Below are 13,330 nucleotides of genomic sequence, written 5' to 3'. Positions count from 1 at the left end.
TGGTGGCGCTCCGCGTCGTACGAACGACGCGAAGAAGCCTTTCCATCAGGGGGATGTACCAGGTGAGCACGGGGACTTCGACAGGTTTCTGCCGAATCACCATCGCAGCGCCGGACAGCCGGGTCGATGTGGCACTGCCGGAGGACCTGCCGATCCAGGACCTCTTTCCTGAGATCGTCAGACTCTCGGGCCTGACGCAGTCGGACACCAGCCCCGCGGGCTACCACTTGGTACGCCGCGAGGGTGAAGTCCTCGACGCGAGCCGATCGTTGCTCGAGCACAGGGTCAGGGACGGCGAGGTACTGCTGCTGCGGACCTTCGCCGACTCACTGCCGCCGGCGGTCCACGACGACGTCGTGGACGCGATCGCCGCAGCGGTCAAGCAGGACGTCCGCAGCTGGAACGACAACCTCATGCGGATCGCCGGACTCGTCTCCGGCGCGCTGCTGCTGATCATGCTCGGGTTCGTCTTCTGGTTCGCGGACCCGGTACGGCACGACATGAACGGCCTGCAGGGCATCCTCGCCGGCGTCGTCGCCGTGGTCCTGACGGCACTCGCCGGCGTACGGGCCCGGGTGTACGACGACAGAGGGAGCGCCGTCGCGCTCGGTATCTCCGCCCTACCGCACGCGCTGATCGCCGGCTCCGGCGTCATCGCCCAGGACGCGGGGGAGGGGCCGGGGAGGATCCAGTTCCTCGTCGGCTGTGTCGCCGTGCTCCTCTTCTCCGTCGTACTGATCATGCTGCTGCCGCAGGGGGACGCCCCCTTCGTGGCCGCCGCACTGGCCGCCGCGATCGGCACGCTCGCCGTGTTCTGCGGTGTGCTCACCGAGGCCGCGCCGCGCGAGATCGCCGCCGGCACCTCGGTCGTCGCCCTGGCGGTCGTCGGCTTCCTGCCCGGCTGGTCGGCCCGCTTCGCCAAGCTGCCGATCGGTTTCCGCAATCCGGAGGACCTGGCCAGGGCCCGTCGCGAGGGCCAGGAGGGCGACCTCGAGGCCGTCGACGTCCAGCGCATCGTCGCCCAGACCAGCCGCGGCCACGAACTGCTCCTCGGCCTGGTGGGCGGCTGCGCCGCCGTCATCGTCGGCGCGGGCGGCGCCGTGCTCGGCTTCAGCGACAGCGGCTGGGCGCAGCTGCTCGCCCTGTGCACAGGCCTCGCCGCGATGCTGCGGGCGCGCCTGTTCCGTTACACCGCCCAGGTCACCTGCCTGTTCGTGGCCGGTGTCGTCACGCTCGGCCTGCTGGTTCTCGGCCTCGCGATCTCGCCCCCGGCCGGCATCATCGTCGAGCTGCTCCAGGGCAACTCCGGACCCGTCGACATCCGCACCCTGTGGCTCGGCGCCTCGGTCGCGGCCGGTGTGCTGCTGCTGATCGCGATCGCCCTGATCGTTCCGCAGAAGGGGCTCTCCCCCTTCTGGGGCCGCATGCTGGACCTCGCGGACTCGCTGGTGCTGCTCTCCCTGGTCCCGGTCTGCCTCGCCGTCCTGGACGTGTACAGCAAGGTCCGCGGCGGAGTCTGACACGGCTGGGTCCTTCTGATGGATCTCCGTGACGCCGCGGAGATCCATCAGAAGGACCCTAGGCCCGCGGCGGCGTCCGAGCCCCGCGGGCCGTACGGGAATCCGGCCACGTCCGGGCTGGTACCCTGTGTGACGGCCGTTTGTGTACGCGCTCCTGGTTGTCCGCCAGACCGCGCCGGACGGATCCCCGCCTCCCGAGTCGAGGAAGCTCCCCTGAGAAGAAGACCAGGGGGCACTCGGAGGCAACAAGACGACCACGAGGAGTACGCGTGTCGCTCGACACCGCCACGAAGAAGCAGATCATGGCCGAGTTCGGTACCAAGGAGGGCGACACCGGCTCCCCCGAGGTCCAGGTCGCCATGCTGTCGCGTCGGATCTCCGACCTGACCGAGCACCTGAAGACCCACAAGCACGACCACCACTCCCGCCGCGGTCTGCTGATCCTGGTCGGTCAGCGCCGCCGCCTGCTGCAGTACCTCGCCAAGAAGGACATCCAGCGCTTCCGTACGCTGGTCGACCGCCTCGGCATCCGCCGCGGTGCGGCGGGCGCCAAGTAAGACGTCGTGGAGGGGGCGGTTTCCCGGGGATCGGGGGACCGCTCCCTTTGCTGTACGTACGGAAACGTGCGGAGTGTCACCGCCGCTTTGTAGGGTGGTAGCACAACGCAAGACGAACGACACGGCGTGGGGGAACCCGGGACACATCGGACACCCGGCCGACACCACGCACACCGAACGAGGAGAAGCGCACCTCGCCGCCGCCGGTCCTCGGTAGTGGCCCCCGGGGGAAAGCGAGCCCCGGGTGCTTCGATCGAAGACCGGCCCGCACCAGACGGAGCGCTTCTCCACCACCGTCCCCCCGCCACACGGGCGGGCTCCGGGACAAAAGACGATAAGTAACGGAGAAAACGCTAGTGGAGAACGAGACCCACTACGCCGAGGCCGTCATCGACAACGGCTCCTTCGGCACCCGCACCATCCGCTTCGAGACGGGCCGCCTGGCCAAGCAAGCCGCCGGCTCCGCCGTGGCGTACCTGGACGACGACACCATGGTGCTGTCGGCCACCACCGCATCCAAGAACCCCAAGGACCAGCTCGACTTCTTCCCGCTGACGGTCGACGTCGAGGAGCGGATGTACGCGGCCGGGAAGATCCCCGGTTCCTTCTTCCGCCGTGAGGGCCGCCCCTCCGAGGACGCCATCCTCACGTGTCGTCTCATCGACCGCCCGCTGCGCCCGTCCTTCAAGAAGGGCCTGCGCAACGAGATCCAGGTCGTCGCCACGATCATGGCGCTCAACCCCGACCACCTGTACGACGTCGTCGCGATCAACGCCGCGTCCGCGTCCACGCAGCTGGCCGGTCTGCCCTTCTCCGGCCCGATCGGCGGCGTCCGCGTCGCGCTGATCCGCGGCCAGTGGGTGGCCTTCCCGACGCACACCGAGCTCGAGGACGCCGTCTTCGACATGGTCGTCGCGGGCCGCACCCTGGAGGACGGCGACGTCGCGATCATGATGGTCGAGGCCGAGGCCACCGAGGGGACCATCAAGCTGGTCCAGGGCGGCGCCGAGGCCCCCACCGAGGAGATCGTCGCCGCTGGTCTGGAGGCCGCGAAGCCCTTCATCAAGGTCCTGTGCAAGGCCCAGGCCGACCTCGCCGCGAAGGCCGCCAAGCCGACCGGCGAGTTCCCGATCTTCCTGGACTACCAGGACGACGTGTTCGAGGCCCTCACCGCCGCGGTCCGCGCCGAGCTCGCCCAGGCGCTCACCATCGCCGGCAAGCAGGAGCGCGAGGCCGAGCTGGACCGCGTGAAGGGCCTGGCCGCCGAGAAGCTGCTCCCCGAGTTCGAGGGGCGCGAGAAGGAGATCTCCGCCGCGTACCGCTCGCTCACCAAGCAGCTGGTCCGCGAGCGCGTGATCAAGGAGAAGAAGCGCATCGACGGCCGTGGCGTGACGGACATCCGTACGCTGGCCGCCGAGGTCGAGGCCATCCCGCGGGTGCACGGTTCCGCGGTGTTCGAGCGTGGCGAGACCCAGATCCTGGGCGTCACCACCCTCAACATGCTCCGCATGGAGCAGCAGCTGGACACCCTCTCCCCGGTGACCCGCAAGCGCTACATGCACAACTACAACTTCCCGCCGTACTCCACCGGCGAGACCGGCCGCGTCGGCTCCCCCAAGCGCCGCGAGATCGGCCACGGCGCCCTGGCCGAGCGCGCCCTGGTCCCGGTCCTGCCGACGCGCGAGGAGTTCCCCTACGCGATCCGCCAGGTCTCCGAGGCGCTGAGCTCCAACGGCTCGACGTCCATGGGCTCGGTCTGCGCCTCCACCATGTCGCTGCTGAACGCCGGTGTGCCGCTGAAGGCCCCGGTCGCCGGTATCGCCATGGGTCTGATCTCCCAGGAGATCGAGGGCGAGACGCACTACGTCACCCTCACCGACATCCTCGGTGCGGAGGACGCCTTCGGCGACATGGACTTCAAGGTCGCCGGCACCAAGGAGTTCGTGACCGCGCTCCAGCTCGACACCAAGCTGGACGGCATCCCGGCCTCCGTCCTGGCCGCGGCCCTGAAGCAGGCCCGTGACGCCCGCCTCCACATCCTCGACGTGATGATGGAAGCGATCGACACGCCGGACGAGATGTCCCCGAACGCGCCGCGGATCATCACCGTGAAGATCCCGGTCGACAAGATCGGCGAGGTCATCGGCCCCAAGGGCAAGATGATCAACCAGATCCAGGAGGACACCGGCGCCGAGATCACGATCGAGGACGACGGCACCATCTACATCGGTGCCGCCGACGGCCCGGCCGCCGAGGCCGCCCGCACCACGATCAACGGCATCGCCAACCCGACCATGCCGGAGGTCGGCGAGCGCTACCTGGGCACCGTCGTGAAGACGACGACCTTCGGTGCGTTCGTGTCGCTGCTCCCGGGCAAGGACGGTCTGCTGCACATCTCGCAGATCCGCAAGCTCGCCGGCGGCAAGCGCGTGGAGAACGTCGAGGACGTCGTCGGCGTGGGCGCCAAGGTCCAGGTCGAGATCGCCGAGATCGACTCCCGCGGCAAGCTCTCCCTGATCCCCGTGATCGAGGGCGAGGAAAGCTCGGACGACAAGAAGGACGACACCGACAAGTGACGTCGAGCAGCTCGACGGCGACGGCCCGCACCTCCTCCGAGGCGCGGGCCGTCGCCCGTACCCAAACCCTGATCAAGGGCGAGAACGGCATCGGTACGGTCCGTAAGACCACCCTCCCGGGCGGCCTGCGCATCGTCACCGAGACCCTGCCCTCCGTGCGCTCGGCCACCTTCGGCATCTGGGCGCACGTCGGCTCCCGCGACGAGACGCCCGCGCTGAACGGCGCCACGCACTACCTGGAGCACCTGCTCTTCAAGGGCACCGGGCGGCGCAGCGCGCTGGACATCTCCGCCGCCATCGACGCGGTCGGCGGCGAGATGAACGCGTTCACGGCGAAGGAGTACACGTGCTACTACGCGCGCGTACTCGACACCGACCTCCCGCTCGCCATCGACGTCGTCTGTGACATGCTCACCGGCTCGCTCATCCTCGAGGACGACGTCAAGGTCGAGCGCGGCGCCATCCTCGAAGAGATCGCCATGACGGAGGACGACCCGGGCGACTGCGTGCACGACCTGTTCGCGCACACGATGTTCGGCGACAACCCCCTCGGCCGTCCGGTCCTCGGCACCGTCGACACCGTCAACGCCCTCACCGCCGACCGCATCCGCCGCTTCTACAAGAAGCACTACGACCCGACGCACCTGGTCGTCGCGGCAGCGGGCAACGTCGACCACAGAAAGGTCGTCCAGCAGGTCCGCGCCGCCTTCGAGCAGGCCGGCGCCCTCAAGCGGCTCGACGCCACCCCGATCGCCCCGCGCGACGGCCGCCGCACCGTCCGCACGGCCGGCCGCGTCGAGCTCCTCGGCCGCAGGACCGAGCAGGCCCATGTCGTCCTCGGCATGCCCGGCCTCGCCCGCTCCGACGAGCGCCGCTGGGCCCTCGGCGTCCTCAACACCGCGCTCGGCGGCGGCATGTCCTCCCGGCTGTTCCAGGAGGTCCGCGAGAAGCGCGGCCTGGCCTACAGCGTGTACTCGTACACCTCGGGCTTCGCCGACTGCGGCCTCTTCGGGGTGTACGCGGGCTGCCGGCCCTCCCAGGTCCACGACGTGCTCAGGATCTGCCGCGACGAGCTCGACCAGGTCGCCGAGCACGGCCTGCCGGACGAGGAGATCGACCGCGCCGTGGGCCAGCTCCGCGGCTCCACGGTCCTCGGCCTGGAGGACACCGGCGCACTGATGAACCGCATCGGCAAGAGCGAGCTGTGCTGGGGCGAGCAGATGTCCGTCGACGACATGCTGGCCCGGATAGCGGCGGTCACCCCGGACGACGTCCGGTCCGTGGCCCGCGACATCCTGGGACAGCGCCCCTCGCTGTCGGTCATCGGCCCGCTCAAGGACAAACAGGCCTCCCGGCTGAACGACGCGGTCGCGTGATTCGCGGCGGCGTACATCGGCGGTAGTTTCACGTACGTCCGTCCTCGACAACCCGCATTCCCGCATTCCCGTAAGGAAGCAACAACATGAGCAAGCTGCGCGTGGCGGTCCTCGGAGCCAAGGGCCGTATCGGAGCCGAGGCGGTACGGGCCGTCGAGGCCGCCGAGGACATGGAGCTGGTGGCCGCCCTCGGCAGCGGAGACAAACTGGAGACGCTCGCCGACACGGGAGCCCAGGTCGCGGTCGAGCTCACCACGCCCGCCTCGGTCATGGGCAACCTCGACTTCTGCGTGCGCCACGGCATCCACGCGGTCGTCGGGACCACGGGCTGGACCGACGAGCGCCTCGCGCAGCTGACGGGCTGGCTGGAGAGGTCGCCGGAGACGGGCGTGCTCATCGCCCCCAACTTCTCCATCGGCGCCGTGCTGACCATGAAGTTCGCCGAGAAGGCCGCGCCCTACTTCGAGTCCGTCGAGGTCGTCGAGCTGCACCACCCGAACAAGGTGGACGCCCCGAGCGGCACCGCCACGCGCACCGCACAGCTCATCGCCGCCGCCCGCGAGCGCGCCGGCAGCGCCCCGCAGCCCGACGCCACGGTGACGGCCCTGGACGGCGCCCGGGGCGCCGACGTCGACGGGGTACCCGTCCACGCCGTGCGCCTGCGTGGCCTCCTGGCCCACCAGGAGGTCATGCTCGGCGGTGAGGGCGAGACCCTCACCATCCGCCACGACTCCCTCCACCACAGCAGCTTCATGCCGGGCATCCTGCTGGGCGCCCGCCGTGTGGTGACCACCCCGGGCCTCACCTTCGGCCTCGAACACTTCCTCGACCTGGACTGAGCGGCCGGCGGAAACCATGCGCGCGAAGATCACCTATGCCGTCACGGCCGCCGTCCTGGTCGTCTACTTCGTCCTGGTCGGCAGCCGGGGCATCCTGCTGATCGAGACCGGCACCCCCGTCACGATCGCCTTCGGAGTGGCGGTGCTGATCCTTCCCGGAATCGGCCTGTGGTTCCTGTGGAAGAACACTCAGTTCGTCCGCAAGGCCAACCAGCTCGCCGCCGAACTCGACGCCGAAGGCGGCCTGCCCGTGGACGAGTTGAGGCGTACCCCGGGCGGCCGCATCGACCGTGACTCGGCCGACGAGGTCTTCGCCCGTCGCAAGGCCGAGACCGAGGACGCCCCCGACGACTGGCGCAGCTGGTTCCGCCTCGCCGTCGCCTACCACGACGCCCGGGACACCCCCCGGGCACGCAAGGCGATGCAGCGGGCGATCGCGCTGCATGAGGGAAAACCAGTCCAGGCCGCTTGAGAGCGCCGCATACGAAGGGGCCGGTCCGCACCTGCGGACCGGCCCCTTCATCGTCTGCTCGCTACCGTCCCCGCACGTACTCCGCGGCCCACGCCTCCACTGTGTCCGCTGCCCGGTCGAAGGCATCCGAGCGCGCCAGGAAGTCCGCGTTGTGCGAGGTCATCAGCGGCGGCTCGGCGCCGGGCGCCCGGTCCTTGCGCACGAGAACGAGGGCCTGTCCCTGCACCGTGCGCGGCAGCCCGAGCCAGCGCACCGGCTGCTGGATGGTCCGTGCCGACACGATCTGCTCCCAGGGAGCCGTGCGCGTGACGAGGAAGCCCACCCTGCGCAACCCCCGCGCGCTCACCCAGGTCCCCACGCGCAGCAGCCGCAGGGCGCAGGCGATCACGAGGAGCGCCACTCCGAAGCAGACCGCGCCGGCCGACAGGGTCCCGGCCACCGCGATGATGACCGCCGCGACGAGTACGTACGAGGCGAGCAGCAGCAGGATGGCGGCCGCGCCCACCCGCCACGGTCCGGGGCGGTAGGGCCGCCGCCAGCGGTCACGGTCCTGGAACGGCAGCGCCTGGTCGTCCACCACCTCGTCGAAAGCGCGGTCGGCGGTCAGGAAGGGCAGGGGCACGGTTGATCCTCACTCAATCCGAACTCAATCCATGGAGGGGCATCGCCGAGTGAGATTATCGAGCCGGCTGCCCGCCCACCACCCGCGGGGGGCCAGGGGGGTGTGTACCGCGCCATTCGGGCGGCTCGGGCGGCTCGGGCGCGCAGAAGGCCTGGGCGCCTGGCCGTCAGCGGTTCTGGGACGCCTGTGACTGCTGCTGGGGCGACTGGTCGAGCGACAGCGCGGGCATCCCGAGGATCAGGGAGCCCGCGAGCCCCGCGACCACGGTCAGACCTATCAGCCACTGCCCGGCCCTCTCGCGCACGGAGGCCCGCCGGCGGGGCGGGGGAGCGACATTGCTGCGGAACTTGTCGGCTTCGGCGATGAAGGCGAACGGTACGGGCTCGCGCCGACGGAACATGGGTGGTGCGTCTCCTTCTGGGGTTCGTGACGGAACAGGCGACTCGAACGATCGCTGTCATCTACACAGACGCGCGAGTGCCCCAAATGGTGCCCGCTATCGCCGAATTCGCTGAAGTTCGCCGACGAATGTCGCGGCCCGCCACCGAAAGCCCGATGTCGGCGCCGGGCCGTAGAGTGGGCGCCGCCCGAGAGACGTGATGGAAGGACCCTCCGAGCCGTGACCGACACCCCCGCCGACGACCTCAAGCCCAGCTTCCGCAGCGACGTCACCGTCGAGCTGGTCAAGCACAGCGCGGCCGACTCCGACGTCCTGTGGGCCGCCCGCGTCTCCACGGCCGGCGAGCAGTCCCTGGAGGAGCTGACGAAGGACCCGGAGCGCTCCAAGGGCCTGATCAACTACCTGATGCGGGACCGGCACGGCAGCCCCTTCGAGCACAACTCGATGACGTTCTTCATCAGCGCCCCGATCTTCGTGTTCCGCGAGTTCATGCGGCACCGCGTGGGCTGGTGTCTGCCGGGTGACGCCATGATTCGTGTCGGCACCAGCAAGAACGGCAAGACCAAACGCATCGCGGACATCTATCGGGACTGGAAGATCGGTGTGCCCGATTCCATGGGGCGTACGCGCAGGCTGAAGTCCTGCCAGAACCTCCTGGCCGACACCATCAACCTGGAGACCGGGCTGGCGGAGAAGGCGCCCATGGTGGATGTCTTCGAGTCCGGTGTGAAGCCGATCCTCAAGGTGTCGACAACCAACGGCAAGGCTCTGCGGTGCACCGCGGACCATCGTGTGTGGACGCCCCATGGCTGGGTTCGCGCCGGCGATCTTCGGGTCGGCGACCGGGTCGGGCGGCTGGGCCGCGTGGGGGTCGGCGAGCGGGTGGGCATCCCGAAGCGCCTGCGTGAGGGGATTCAGGTCTGGACGACCGAGCAGCGAGTCGATCTCATCGCGCCCATGGACCTCTGCTACATGTGCGACGAGAAGTTCGAGGCCGCGGACCTGGAGCTGGATCACGTCATCCCGGTGGATGCCGACCTGACCAAGGCCCTGGACGTCTCAAACCTGCGACCGGCCTGCAAGTCGTGTCACCAGCGGAAGACCAACGGCGAGGGCGTGCCGGTCGGAGTGCGCCGCCGCGCCCTCCAGAACGGAGTGCGCTGGGAGGGTGTCGTCTCCGTCGTCCCCGACGGGGAGGAGATGACCTACGACATCTCCATGCCGCCGCCGCACCACAACTTCATCGCGGACGGTTTTGTCGTACACAATTCGTACAACGAGGAGTCCGGGCGCTACCGCGAGCTCCAGCCGGTCTTCTACGTTCCCGGCAAGGACCGCAAGCTGGTCCAGGAGGGCCGCCCCGGCAGGTACGAGTTCGTCCACGGTACCCCCGAACAGCAAGAGGCCGTCACCGCCGCCATGGAGGAGTCCTACCGGCAGTCCTACGCCGCGTACCAGGAGATGCTGGCGGCCGGCGTAGCCCGGGAGGTCGCCCGCGCCACCCTTCCGGTCGGACTGTTCTCCTCGATGTACGCCACCTGCAACGCCCGATCGCTGATGCACTTCCTCGGCCTGCGCACCCAGCACGAGCTCGCCAAGGTGCCGTCCTTCCCGCAGCGGGAGATCGAGATGGTCGGCGAGAAGATGGAGGCGGAGTGGGCCAGGCTCATGCCGCTGACGTACGCCGCTTTCAACGCCAACGGCCGGGTCGCCCCCTAGCGGGGTACTCGATCGCGTGTACGGCGGGGGAACGGCGCGACTCTGGTCGCCTAGGGCACACATGTACGGGTCAGCCGAGAGAAGTGTCCGTATTGCGGCATTTCGCGAAGTTCATCTAGCCTGATCAAACGGACCCGGCACTGCTTGAACCCCCGAGCAGGCAGTGCCGGGTTCCACCTTTGTCCGGACTTTTACCGCTCCCCGAGGGCAGACCGCGCCGTGAGCACCGAGTAGCGTGGTACCCATGGCTCCGACCTCCACTCCGCAGACCCCCTTCGGGCGGGTCCTCACCGCCATGGTCACGCCCTTCACGGCGGACGGCGCACTCGACCTCGACGGCGCACAGCGGCTCGCCACCCACCTGGTGGACGCAGGCAACGACGGCCTGATCATCAACGGCACCACCGGCGAGTCGCCCACCACCAGCGACGCGGAGAAATCGGATCTCGTACGAGCCGTTCTGGATGCCGTCGGCGACCGCGCCCACGTCGTGGCGGGCGTGGGTACGAACGACACCCACCACAGCATCGAACTGGCGCGCGCCGCTGAAAACGTGGGCGCGCACGGCCTGCTCGTCGTCACCCCCTACTACAACAAGCCCCCGCAGGAGGGCCTCTACCGGCACTTCAGCGCCATCGCCGACGCCACCGGGCTGCCGGTCATGCTGTACGACATCCCCGGCCGCAGCGGTGTCCCGATCAACACCGAGACGCTCGTGCGCCTCGCCGAACACCCGAGAATCGTCGCCAACAAGGACGCCAAGGGAGACCTCGGCCGCGCCAGCTGGGCCATCGCCGAGTCCGGCCTCGCCTGGTACTCCGGCGACGACATGCTGAACCTGCCGCTCCTCTCCGTGGGCGCGGTCGGCTTCGTCTCGGTCGTCGGCCACGTCGTCACCCCCGAGCTGCGCGCTCTCGTCGACGCGTACGTCTCCGGCGACGTCCAGAAGGCCACCGAGATCCACCAGAAGCTGCTCCCGGTCTTCACCGGCATGTTCCGCACTCAGGGCGTGATGACCAGCAAGGCGGCGCTCGCGCTCCAGGGCCTGCCCGCCGGGCCGCTGCGCGCCCCCATGGTCGATCTCACGCCCGAGGAGACCGCTCAGCTCAAGATCGATCTTGCCGCCGGCGGGGTACAGCTCTGACATCGGACTTCACAACTGAATAGGCAGGACACAGTGCCTGCAACCCACCCTGACAACTGCTTTTGCACGAACGTCATGCGCGCCACGTGCCCTACAGGTACGTGGCGTGTGTGGTGAGGAGAGTCTTTTGAGTCATCCGCATCCTGAACTCGGCCCGCCGCCGAAGCTCCCCGAGGGCGGCCTGCGGGTCACCCCGCTCGGTGGCCTCGGCGAAATCGGTCGGAACATGACCGTCTTCGAGTACGGCGGCCGTCTGCTGATCGTCGACTGCGGCGTGCTCTTCCCCGAGGAGGAGCAGCCCGGAATCGACCTGATCCTGCCGGACTTCTCTTCCGTCAGGGACCGCCTCGACGACATCGACGGCATCGTCCTCACGCACGGCCACGAGGACCACATCGGCGGCGTCCCGTTCCTGCTCCGCGAGAAGCCGGACATCCCGCTGATCGGCTCCAAGCTGACCCTCGCTCTCATCGAGGCCAAGCTCCAGGAGCACCGCATCCGCCCCTACACCCTCGAGGTGGCCGAGGGGAACCGTGAGCGCATCGGCCCCTTCGACTGCGAGTTCGTCGCGGTCAACCACTCCATCCCGGACGCCCTGGCCGTCGCCATCCGCACTCCCGCGGGCATGGCGGTCCACACGGGCGACTTCAAGATGGACCAGCTCCCGCTGGACAACCGCCTCACGGACCTCCACGCGTTCGCCCGGCTGAGCGAGGAAGGCATCGACCTCCTTCTCTCCGACTCCACGAACGCCGAGGTCCCGGGCTTCGTTCCGCCCGAGCGCGACATCTCGAACGTCCTGCGCCAGGTCTTCGCGAACGCCCGCAAGCGGATCATCGTGGCGAGTTTCGCCAGCCACATCCACCGCATCCAGCAGATCCTGGACGCGGCCCACGAGTACGGCCGTCGGGTCGCCTTCGTCGGCCGCTCGATGGTGCGCAACATGGGCATCGCGCGCGACCTGGGCTACCTGAAGGTCCCGCCGGGCCTGGTGGTGGACGTCAAGACCCTCGATGACCTTCCGGACCACGAGGTCGTGCTGATCTGCACGGGCTCCCAGGGCGAGCCCATGGCGGCCCTGTCCCGCATGGCCAACCGGGACCACCAGATCCGCATCGTCCAGGGCGACACGGTGATCCTGGCATCGTCGCTGATCCCCGGCAACGAGAACGCGGTCTACCGCGTCATCAACGGTCTGACCCGTTGGGGCGCGAACGTCGTCCACAAGGGCAACGCCAAGGTGCACGTCTCGGGCCACGCGTCCGCGGGCGAGCTCCTGTACTTCTACAACATCTGCCGGCCGAAGAACCTGATGCCGGTCCACGGCGAATGGCGCCACTTGCGCGCGAACGCCGAACTGGGTGCCCTGACGGGCGTTCCGCACGACCGGATCGTCATCGCCGAGGACGGCGTCGTCGTCGACCTCGTCGAGGGCAAGGCCAAGATCTCCGGCAAGGTCCAGGCCGGTTATGTGTACGTCGACGGCCTCTCGGTCGGCGACGTCGGCGAGCCCGCCCTCAAGGACCGCAAGATCCTCGGGGACGAGGGCATCATCTCGGTCTTCGTCGTCATCGACTCGTCGACCGGCAAGATCACGGGCGGCCCACATGTCCAGGCCCGCGGCTCGGGCATCGAGGACTCGGCCTTCGCCGACGTGATCCCGAGGATCACGGAGGTGCTGGAGCGGTCGGCCCAGGACGGCGTCGTGGAACCCCACCAACTCCAGCAGCTCGTACGCCGCACGCTGGGCAAGTGGGTCTCGGACAACTACCGGCGCCGGCCGATGATCCTCCCGGTCGTCGTCGAGGTCTGACCCGCCGTCACGTACGGCCGTTCGCACGGTCGTACGGACCTCTGCCGGGGTGAACTCTGGGCGGGGCCCCTCGATTTGCATCGGGGCGCCCCGCTCCAGTACGTTTACGGCTCCGCCTGAACGGGAACCCGGGTGCTTCGAGCACCGGGGAACCACTCCCGGACCGGGTGGAAATTCCGACTCAGAATCTCTGATAAAGTCGGAAACACCGAAGGGAAGCGCCCGGAGGAAAGCCACGAGAGAGTCTCTCGGGTGAGTACAAAGGAAGCGTCCGTTCCTTGAGAACTCAACA

General features: G+C 68.9%; 11 protein-coding genes and 1 pseudogene. 10 read left to right on the top strand and 2 right to left on the bottom strand.

The window, feature by feature from the left end:
• The first annotated feature begins 62 nt into the window (after positions 1-62).
• The 6 genes from eccD (at position 63) to AB0959_RS42765 (ending at position 7,340) form a co-directional block, all read left to right on the top strand.
• A complete protein-coding gene (gene eccD, locus AB0959_RS42790) occupies positions 63-1,520 on the top strand; it encodes a type VII secretion integral membrane protein EccD (RefSeq protein ID WP_366832258.1) in 1,458 nt (485 codons plus the stop codon).
• Positions 1,521-1,789: 269 nt separating this feature from the next.
• Entirely contained in the window at positions 1,790-2,077 is a 288-nt protein-coding gene (rpsO, locus tag AB0959_RS42785; RefSeq protein WP_131566354.1) for a 30S ribosomal protein S15, read from the top strand.
• A gap of 356 nt (positions 2,078-2,433) precedes the next feature.
• Positions 2,434-4,653 carry a polyribonucleotide nucleotidyltransferase gene (locus AB0959_RS42780; protein WP_366832257.1) on the top strand — a complete coding sequence of 740 codons (2,220 nt, stop codon included), beginning with the start codon at positions 2,434-2,436 and terminating at the stop codon, positions 4,651-4,653.
• Positions 4,650-6,029 (top strand): pitrilysin family protein, encoded by a 1,380-nt coding sequence (locus tag AB0959_RS42775; RefSeq protein WP_366832256.1) that lies wholly within the window; start codon positions 4,650-4,652, stop codon positions 6,027-6,029. Before AB0959_RS42780 ends, AB0959_RS42775 begins: the two co-directional genes overlap by 4 nt.
• Before the next feature lie 86 nt (positions 6,030-6,115).
• Entirely contained in the window at positions 6,116-6,868 is a 753-nt protein-coding gene (dapB, locus tag AB0959_RS42770) for a 4-hydroxy-tetrahydrodipicolinate reductase (protein WP_366832255.1), read from the top strand.
• A gap of 16 nt (positions 6,869-6,884) precedes the next feature.
• Entirely contained in the window at positions 6,885-7,340 is a 456-nt protein-coding gene (locus AB0959_RS42765; protein WP_366832254.1) for a hypothetical protein, read from the top strand.
• Positions 7,341-7,401: 61 nt separating this feature from the next.
• On the opposite strand, the gene AB0959_RS42760 is transcribed toward AB0959_RS42765, so the two are convergent.
• Both AB0959_RS42760 and AB0959_RS42755 read right to left on the bottom strand, forming a co-directional pair.
• Complete coding sequence (locus tag AB0959_RS42760; RefSeq protein ID WP_366832253.1) at positions 7,402-7,962, bottom strand: hypothetical protein; 561 nt, start codon at positions 7,960-7,962, stop codon at positions 7,402-7,404.
• A gap of 166 nt (positions 7,963-8,128) precedes the next feature.
• Positions 8,129-8,362: a hypothetical protein gene (locus AB0959_RS42755; protein WP_366832252.1), complete on the bottom strand. Its 234-nt coding sequence runs from the start codon at positions 8,360-8,362 to the stop codon at positions 8,129-8,131.
• A gap of 219 nt (positions 8,363-8,581) precedes the next feature.
• Between AB0959_RS42755 and AB0959_RS42750 the strand changes: the two are divergent.
• The 4 genes and pseudogenes from AB0959_RS42750 to AB0959_RS42735 all read left to right on the top strand — a co-directional run.
• Positions 8,582-8,872, top strand: a pseudogene (locus AB0959_RS42750) (FAD-dependent thymidylate synthase); the annotation flags it as partial.
• Positions 8,852-10,081, top strand: a complete 1,230-nt coding sequence (gene thyX, locus AB0959_RS42745) for an FAD-dependent thymidylate synthase (RefSeq protein ID WP_366832315.1) — start codon at positions 8,852-8,854, stop codon at positions 10,079-10,081. The pseudogene AB0959_RS42750 and the gene thyX, both read left to right, overlap by 21 nt.
• Positions 10,082-10,325: 244 nt before the next feature.
• Entirely contained in the window at positions 10,326-11,225 is a 900-nt protein-coding gene (dapA, locus tag AB0959_RS42740) for a 4-hydroxy-tetrahydrodipicolinate synthase (RefSeq protein ID WP_366832251.1), read from the top strand.
• A gap of 127 nt (positions 11,226-11,352) precedes the next feature.
• Positions 11,353-13,038: a ribonuclease J gene (locus AB0959_RS42735; protein WP_366832250.1), complete on the top strand. Its 1,686-nt coding sequence runs from the start codon at positions 11,353-11,355 to the stop codon at positions 13,036-13,038.
• Positions 13,039-13,330: the final 292 nt, after the last annotated feature.

This window comes from Streptomyces sp. NPDC046862, assembly GCF_040704615.1.
Taxonomy (GTDB): domain Bacteria; phylum Actinomycetota; class Actinomycetes; order Streptomycetales; family Streptomycetaceae; genus Streptomyces.
The sequence above is the reverse complement of the archived record's forward strand: the minus strand, read 5'-3'. Positions and strand labels throughout refer to the sequence as shown.

Coding starts and splice junctions, on each gene's coding strand:
- dapA (WP_366832251.1), top strand. CDS start 10,326: ATGGCTCCGACCTCCACTCCGCAGACCCCCTTCGGGCGGGTCCTCACC.
- dapB (WP_366832255.1), top strand. CDS start 6,116: ATGAGCAAGCTGCGCGTGGCGGTCCTCGGAGCCAAGGGCCGTATCGGA.
- thyX (WP_366832315.1), top strand. CDS start 8,852: ATGCGGCACCGCGTGGGCTGGTGTCTGCCGGGTGACGCCATGATTCGT.
- AB0959_RS42765 (WP_366832254.1), top strand. CDS start 6,885: ATGCGCGCGAAGATCACCTATGCCGTCACGGCCGCCGTCCTGGTCGTC.
- AB0959_RS42755 (WP_366832252.1), bottom strand. CDS start 8,362: ATGTTCCGTCGGCGCGAGCCCGTACCGTTCGCCTTCATCGCCGAAGCC.